This is a genomic window from Mycobacterium sp. SMC-17 (assembly GCF_045310915.1).
Classification (GTDB): domain Bacteria; phylum Actinomycetota; class Actinomycetes; order Mycobacteriales; family Mycobacteriaceae; genus Mycobacterium.
On sequence record NZ_JBJIAK010000025.1, the window covers coordinates 78,791 to 85,320 of the forward strand.

At 67.3% G+C, this 6,530-nt stretch carries 6 protein-coding genes; 3 read left to right on the forward strand and 3 right to left on the reverse strand.

The window, feature by feature from the left end:
• Window positions 1–2: 2 nt before the first annotated feature.
• On the reverse strand, window positions 3–1,100 hold the full coding sequence (locus tag ACJH7A_RS17430) for a PrsW family intramembrane metalloprotease (RefSeq protein ID WP_133427745.1): 1,098 nt from the start codon (window positions 1,098–1,100) through the stop codon (window positions 3–5).
• Window positions 1,101–1,361: 261 nt separating this feature from the next.
• Here ACJH7A_RS17430 and rpsA point away from each other — a divergent pair, with 261 nt between their 5' ends.
• The 3 genes from rpsA to coaE all read left to right on the forward strand — a co-directional run bounded on the left by rpsA (window position 1,362) and on the right by coaE (window position 5,309).
• Entirely contained in the window at window positions 1,362–2,801 is a 1,440-nt protein-coding gene (rpsA, locus tag ACJH7A_RS17435; RefSeq protein WP_061006315.1) for a 30S ribosomal protein S1, read from the forward strand.
• A gap of 114 nt (window positions 2,802–2,915) precedes the next feature.
• Entirely contained in the window at window positions 2,916–4,100 is a 1,185-nt protein-coding gene (locus tag ACJH7A_RS17440) for a hypothetical protein (protein ID WP_406802417.1), read from the forward strand.
• Window positions 4,101–4,130: 30 nt separating this feature from the next.
• The gene (gene coaE / locus ACJH7A_RS17445) at window positions 4,131–5,309 is read left to right on the forward strand and encodes a dephospho-CoA kinase (protein WP_138249707.1); all 1,179 of its coding nucleotides are present in this window, start codon (window positions 4,131–4,133) and stop codon (window positions 5,307–5,309) included.
• Here coaE and ACJH7A_RS17450 read toward each other — a convergent pair.
• On the reverse strand, window positions 5,306–5,896 hold the full coding sequence (locus tag ACJH7A_RS17450) for a hypothetical protein (RefSeq protein ID WP_138249706.1): 591 nt from the start codon (window positions 5,894–5,896) through the stop codon (window positions 5,306–5,308). The two genes, coaE and ACJH7A_RS17450, sit on opposite strands and share 4 nt — an antisense overlap.
• 11 nt (window positions 5,897–5,907) lie before the next feature.
• Entirely contained in the window at window positions 5,908–6,414 is a 507-nt protein-coding gene (locus ACJH7A_RS17455) for a DUF402 domain-containing protein (protein WP_133427710.1), read from the reverse strand.
• Between the last annotated feature and the right edge of the window lie 116 nt (window positions 6,415–6,530).

Sequence of the window (6,530 nt, forward strand, 5' to 3'; positions counted from 1 at the left end):
AGTCAGACGGCGCGGTAGTTGGTCAGCCACTGCAGCACCGGCGCCCGCGCCCGCGTGGCGGTCAGCCAGTACGCCTCCTCGGCATGCAGCTGGTAGGTCCGCTGGTCGGCCAGGCCCCGGTCGATGCGGTCCCGGACGAATGCCAACTCGACGACCTGCACGGCGAACTCCTTCACCGATTTCCCGGCCGGCGCGCCGCCGATCCGCGTCGCCGTCGCGATCGCCGCCTTGCGGGTCCGCATCGATCCGAGCCACGTCGCCTCGTTGGGGGTGATCAGGCCGGAGGCGATGAGTCCGGGCAGCTTCTCGGCGACCACCCGCTGCTCGCGACGGCGCCCCAGCACGCCCGTGACGATGGCGAGGGTGAAGATCGGCACCATCCAGAACAGGTAGACCGCGAAGTAGGCGCCGGCGCCGACGACGGTCGAGCCGTTCCACAACATGTGCATGACCACCGCGGCGACGTAGCCGAGTCCGATGTAGAGCACCTTGGCGCCGGCGCTGCGATGCTGCAGCGCGAGGTACACGCCGATGCCGGTCATGCTGGTGAACAGCGGATGCGCGAAGGGGCCCATGATCAGCCGCAGCGCGGCGGTGAGCAGGGAGTGCGCGATGGTCTCGCCCATGGCGATGTAGAAGATGTTCTCCAGCCACGCGAAGCCCGCGGCGACGAAACCGGCGTAGACGAGGCAGTCCGTCAGCGAATTGAGCTCGTTGCGGCGCCGGCCGGTCATCATCAGCAGCAGGAACGCGCCCTTGGCGGCCTCTTCGATCACCGGTGCGCCGATGGCCATCGCCGCGAAACCGTCCTTGCCGAGCAGCGGCGTCGACATGGTTTCCAGGACCACCGAGATGACGACGCTGATGGAGGAACCCCAGATGAACGCGAAGATCAGCAGCCGCGGTGGCTCGGGCTCCCAGCGGTCGAACCACAGGTAGGTCAGCAGCACCACCGCAGTCGCGATGCTGGCCAGCACGAATCCGATGGTCATGCCGATCGGGTTGGTCAGCGTGGTCAGGATCAGGACGCAGCCGATCAGCACACCCAGGCCGATGATCACGCCGAGGGGCGCGCCGACCTTGCGGATTCGCCGCGGCATGGGCGCCAGATACGGATATGGCGGCGGCACGGGCGACGGAGCGGGATACACGACACGAAGACTATCGGCGGAACGGCATTCCCCTGCAGTGGAGCAGACCGCGTTTGGCCTGCGTCTACGGGTCTAGTACCCTCGACAAGTACCTGTGTCCACATGGGCTACGGGTGCGCGTGAGACGTCAGGCGGCAACGCCTCGACGCATCACGAGAAACACCAACCATTTTGTCCCTACGATTCAACCTGTCCGGAGCATCCCACCACATGCCAAGTCCCTCCATCACCTCGCCGCAAGTAGCCATCAACGACATTGGCTCGGCCGAGGACTTTCTCGCCGCTATCGACAAGACCATCAAGTACTTCAACGATGGCGACATCGTCGAAGGGACCATCGTCAAGGTGGACCGTGACGAGGTCCTGCTCGACATCGGCTACAAGACCGAAGGTGTCATTCCTTCTCGCGAACTTTCCATCAAGCACGACGTCGACCCCAACGAGGTCGTTTCCGTGGGCGATGAGGTCGAAGCCCTCGTTCTCACCAAGGAGGACAAGGAAGGCCGCCTGATCCTCTCCAAGAAGCGGGCTCAGTACGAGCGCGCCTGGGGCACCATCGAGGAGCTCAAGGAGAAGGACGAGGCCGTCAAGGGCACCGTCATCGAGGTCGTCAAGGGCGGCCTGATCCTCGACATCGGCCTGCGCGGCTTCCTGCCCGCATCGCTCGTCGAGATGCGCCGTGTCCGCGATCTGCAGCCGTACATCGGCAAGGAGATCGAGGCCAAGATCATCGAGCTCGACAAGAACCGCAACAACGTGGTGCTGTCGCGTCGCGCGTGGCTCGAGCAGACCCAGTCCGAGGTCCGCAGCGAGTTCCTCAACCAGCTCACCAAGGGCGCCATCCGCAAGGGTGTCGTGTCCTCGATCGTCAACTTCGGCGCGTTCGTCGACTTGGGCGGCGTAGACGGCCTGGTGCACGTCTCGGAGCTGTCCTGGAAGCACATCGATCACCCGTCCGAGGTGGTTCAGGTGGGCGACGAGGTCACCGTCGAGGTGCTGGACGTCGACATGGACCGCGAGCGGGTTTCGCTGTCGCTCAAGGCGACTCAGGAAGACCCGTGGCGCCACTTCGCCCGTACCCACGCGATCGGTCAGATCGTCCCGGGCAAGGTCACCAAGCTGGTTCCATTCGGTGCGTTCGTCCGCGTCGAAGAGGGCATCGAGGGCCTGGTGCACATCTCGGAGCTGTCCGAGCGCCACGTCGAGGTCCCGGACCAGGTGGTCCAGGTCGGCGACGACGCGATGGTCAAGGTCATCGACATCGACCTCGAGCGTCGCCGCATCTCGCTGAGCCTCAAGCAGGCCAACGAGGACTACACCGAGGAGTTCGACCCGTCGAAGTACGGCATGGCCGACAGCTACGACGAGCAGGGCAACTACATCTTCCCCGAGGGCTTCGACGCCGACAGCAACGAATGGCTGGAAGGCTTCGAGAAGCAGCGTGACGAGTGGGAGGCCCGGTACGCCGAGGCCGAGCGTCGCCACAAGATGCACACCGCCCAGATGGAGAAGTTCGCCGCGGCCGACGCCGAGGCAGCTGCCCGTCCGGCGACCAGCGGTTCCTCGCGTTCCGAGGAGTCGACCGGTGGCACCCTGGCCAGCGACGCCCAGCTGGCGGCGCTGCGCGAGAAGCTCGCCGGCAACGCCTAAGTAGCAACACAGAAGAACTCCCCGGCTCTCACCGAGCCGGGGAGTTCTTTTTTGTCGACACGTGCGTGTGTATCTATTTGACAATAATTTTCATCAACGGCTTGGCTGGGCGGCGTGCTCAAATTCTTCGCCGTTCTGCTCCTGACGGCTGTCGTCGCCGGGTGTTCCGGCCCCGCCGAGAACGCCGCTCCGGTGGAACAGTCCGCGCGCACCCCGCGGCTGGCCCTGAGCTATGACGGCGGGGTGCTGGTGCTCGACGCCAAGACACTCAAACCAGCCGGCGACGTCCCGCTCGAAGGCTTCCTGCGACTGAATTCCGCCGCGGACGGCCGGCATGTGCTGGTGTCGCAAGCCGGCGGGTTCGCGGTCCTCGATCTCGGCACCTGGACCGACGACCACGGCGACCACGGGCATCACTACACCGCCACCCCGCGGTCGACGGGTATGCGATTCAGCGGCGCCGAGCCCGGCCACGCCGTCGCCCATGACGGCAAGCTCACCCTCTTCTTCGACGGCACCGGCGCGGTGGACATCGTCGACCCGCACGCACTGCTCGCCGGCAAGGCCGAGGTGGCTTCGCATTTCGCGGTTCCCGCCCATCATGGCGTCGCCGTCGCTCGCGGCGACGGGTCGGTGGTCGTGAGCCGCGGCGACGAGCATGCGCGGACCGGTCTGGAAATCCGCGACGCCGCGGGCAGGCCGATCGCGATCAACGACGACTGTCCCGGTCTGCACGGCGAGGCCGCGGCCGCCGACGGTGTGCTGACGTTCGGCTGCCAGAACGGCATACTCATCGTCCGCGGCAACACCATTGAGAAGACTGCCAGCGCGGACCCGTACGGGCGGATCGGCAATCAGGCGGGAAGTGCCGAGTCGCCGGTTGTGCTCGGCGACTACAAGACCGAAGCCGGCGCAAAACTCGAACGCCCCCAACGGTTTACCTTCACCGACACGCAGACCGGCCGGATCACGGTGGTACCGCTCGATGCCAGCTATAGCTTCCGGTCGCTGGATCGCGGGCCGCGCGGTGAGGCGGTCATTCTGGGCACCGACGGCGCACTGCACGTATTCGATGCGAAGACCGCCCGGCGTATTGCGCACATCGGCGTCATCGCGCCGTGGCATGAGCCGGAGGACTGGCACGAGCCGATGCCGAATCTGCATGTACAAGATGGCGTTGCCTACGTCAGCGATCCGCAGATCCGGCGGCTGGTGGCTGTCGACCTGGCCGGCGGTGCGGCCGTCGCGGAAACCACGTTGGAGCGGGCGGTCATCGAGATGACCGGAGTCCGCGGCTGAGGTGAGCGGGGCACCTGACACACTGAAGCCGTGCTTCGTATCGGACTGAGCGGCGGCATCGGCGCCGGAAAATCCACTGTGTCATCGACCTTTGCAGCCGAAGGCGGCATCGTCGTCGACGGTGACGTGATCGCCCGCGAGGTGGTGGAGCCCGGCACCGAGGGGCTGGCCGCCCTGGTGGCGGCCTTCGGCGAGGACATCCTGCTGCCCGACGGTTCGCTCAACCGGCCGGCGCTGGCCGCGGTGGCGTTCAGCGACGACGAGAAGCGCAAGACCCTCAACGGCATCGTGCACCCGCTGGTCGGCAAACGCCGTGCCGAGCTCATCGACGCCGCGCCGGTGGGTTCGGTTGTGGTGGAAGATATTCCGCTGCTCGTCGAGTCGCAGATGGCGCCGCTGTTCCCGTTGGTCGTCATGGTGCACGCCGACGAGGACGTGCGGGTCGCGCGGCTGGTCGAGCACCGCGGCTTCTCGGAGGCGGACGCCCGCGCCCGGATCGCGGCGCAGGCGACCGTTGAACAGCGACAGGCCGTCGCGGACGTCTGGCTGGACAACCACGGCAGCGCCGACGAACTGGCCGCCGCGGCCCGCGAACTGTGGGAGCAGCGCATCGTCCCGTTCGCGCGCAATGTGCAGGCCGGCGTGCCGGTCAGTGTGGCGCCGGCCGTCGTGTCGTACGACGAGACGTGGCCCGAGCAGGCCCGCCGCATCGTGGCCCGGCTGAACACCGCGTGCGGCCACCGGGCGGTGCGGGTCGACCACATCGGGTCGACGGCGGTGCCGGGCCTGGACGCCAAGGACGTCATCGACATCCAGGTGACGGTGAAGTCGCTCGACGTGGCCGACGAGCTCACCGATCTGCTGCTGGCCGCCGGCTACCCCCGGGTCGCGGACATCACCGAAGACGTGGCCCACACCGACGACAAGACGTTGTGGCAGAAGCGCTTTCACGCGTCCGCCGATCCCGGCCGGCCGACCAACGTGCACCTCCGGGTCGACGGCTCGCCGGGTCAGCAGTTCGCCCTGCTGTTCCCGGTGTGGCTCGCCGCCAACCCCGACGAGCGGGTCGAGTACCTGGCGCTCAAGCACGATGCGATCGCTGCCGCGCCGGCCACCAGCGGCGAGTACGCCGACGCCAAGGAGCCCTGGCTCGCCGGTGCGTACCGACGGGCCTGGGCCTGGGCGGACGAAACCGGTTGGCGCCCTTAGTGTGCGACCGGAGTCGCGGGCGCGGCCGGGGTGGCCGGGGTGCCCGGTAGCTCAGCGCTGTACTGCTGGCTGGGATCGAAGTCGGTCACCGAACCGCAGCTGAGCACGCCATAACCGGGGTCCTGGCGCTGCGGCGTCAGGCGCGGGGCGACGAACTGGTCGGCCTGGGCGACGATCTCGTCGTCGACCAGGATCTCGCAGTGCAGGCTGGCCGAGTACGGCCATTGGATCGACACCTGCATGCCGGCGTTCGCCGCGTTGTTCAGCACGGCCGAGGCTTCGAACGATTCGCCGGGGAGCAACGAGGGCGTCGCCGAATTGAGCTGCGTATCGGTGAGGCGGTAGGTGATCAGCGTCCCGCGGGACACCCCGTCGATCCGGGCCCGGTAGGTGACGTTGTGCGGTCCCGCGCTGGGCGGTGCGCTGTCTCCGGCCGGAACCGCCGGCGGTGCGGGCGGTGCGGGCGGGGCCGGGGGAGCCGGGTCGGCAGCTGCCGTCGTCGCGAGAAACAGGGAGGCGCTCGTGGCCACTGCGGTGGCGCACGCCAGCGATGCCGCGGCCAGTCGTCCGCGCCCGATCGATGTCATGGTTGTTGACATTACCCGTCGCGCCAGGTCAGTGACATACCGAGACTGGCTAGCCAATTGTTCAGCTGGTAATTGTGCTGAGCCAGCCCTTCGATGGCGGCCGTCGCCGTCGTGATGGCGCGTTCACCGTCGTCGGTGCTCAGGAGGTGGTGCCGCACCGCGTCGAGAAGCTCGTCGACATCCTCCAGCTCGACACTCTTGCCCGACCGGACGACCAGGTCCAGGTAGTGGTCCTCGGACGTCCAGGCCTGCTCGCCGGCGGTGAACCGGCCGACATCGAGATAGAAGTCCTGGTCGCGTTCATGTCCCGGGTTGAAATGGAAGACGCTGGCCCGTAGGCCGATCGACGGCAGCAGCCAGGACTCCAGGTAGTGGAACTGCGGGCGGCCGGGGGTGGGACGGGCCATGTACAGGCCCCACGGCTCGAGGCGGTACACGTCGACGGCCCGCACGATGCCTTTGGGATCGGTGTTCGTGCGGGCGGCCAGGTCGAACGTCTCGTGCTTGGGTGCGTGGATGGCGCCAGCGTACGCGCTCGTCCGGCGACCGGCAGCGCCTGATGCTCCTATTGGTGTCAAGCAGCTTGGAGCCATGATCTGTATTGATCAGCCAGGGCGTCGTCGCGTTGTAGTCC

Coding starts and splice junctions, on each gene's coding strand:
- ACJH7A_RS17450 (WP_138249706.1), bottom strand. CDS start 5,896: ATGACATCGATCGGGCGCGGACGACTGGCCGCGGCATCGCTGGCGTGC.
- ACJH7A_RS17430 (WP_133427745.1), bottom strand. CDS start 1,100: ATGCCGCGGCGAATCCGCAAGGTCGGCGCGCCCCTCGGCGTGATCATC.
- rpsA (WP_061006315.1), top strand. CDS start 1,362: ATGCCAAGTCCCTCCATCACCTCGCCGCAAGTAGCCATCAACGACATT.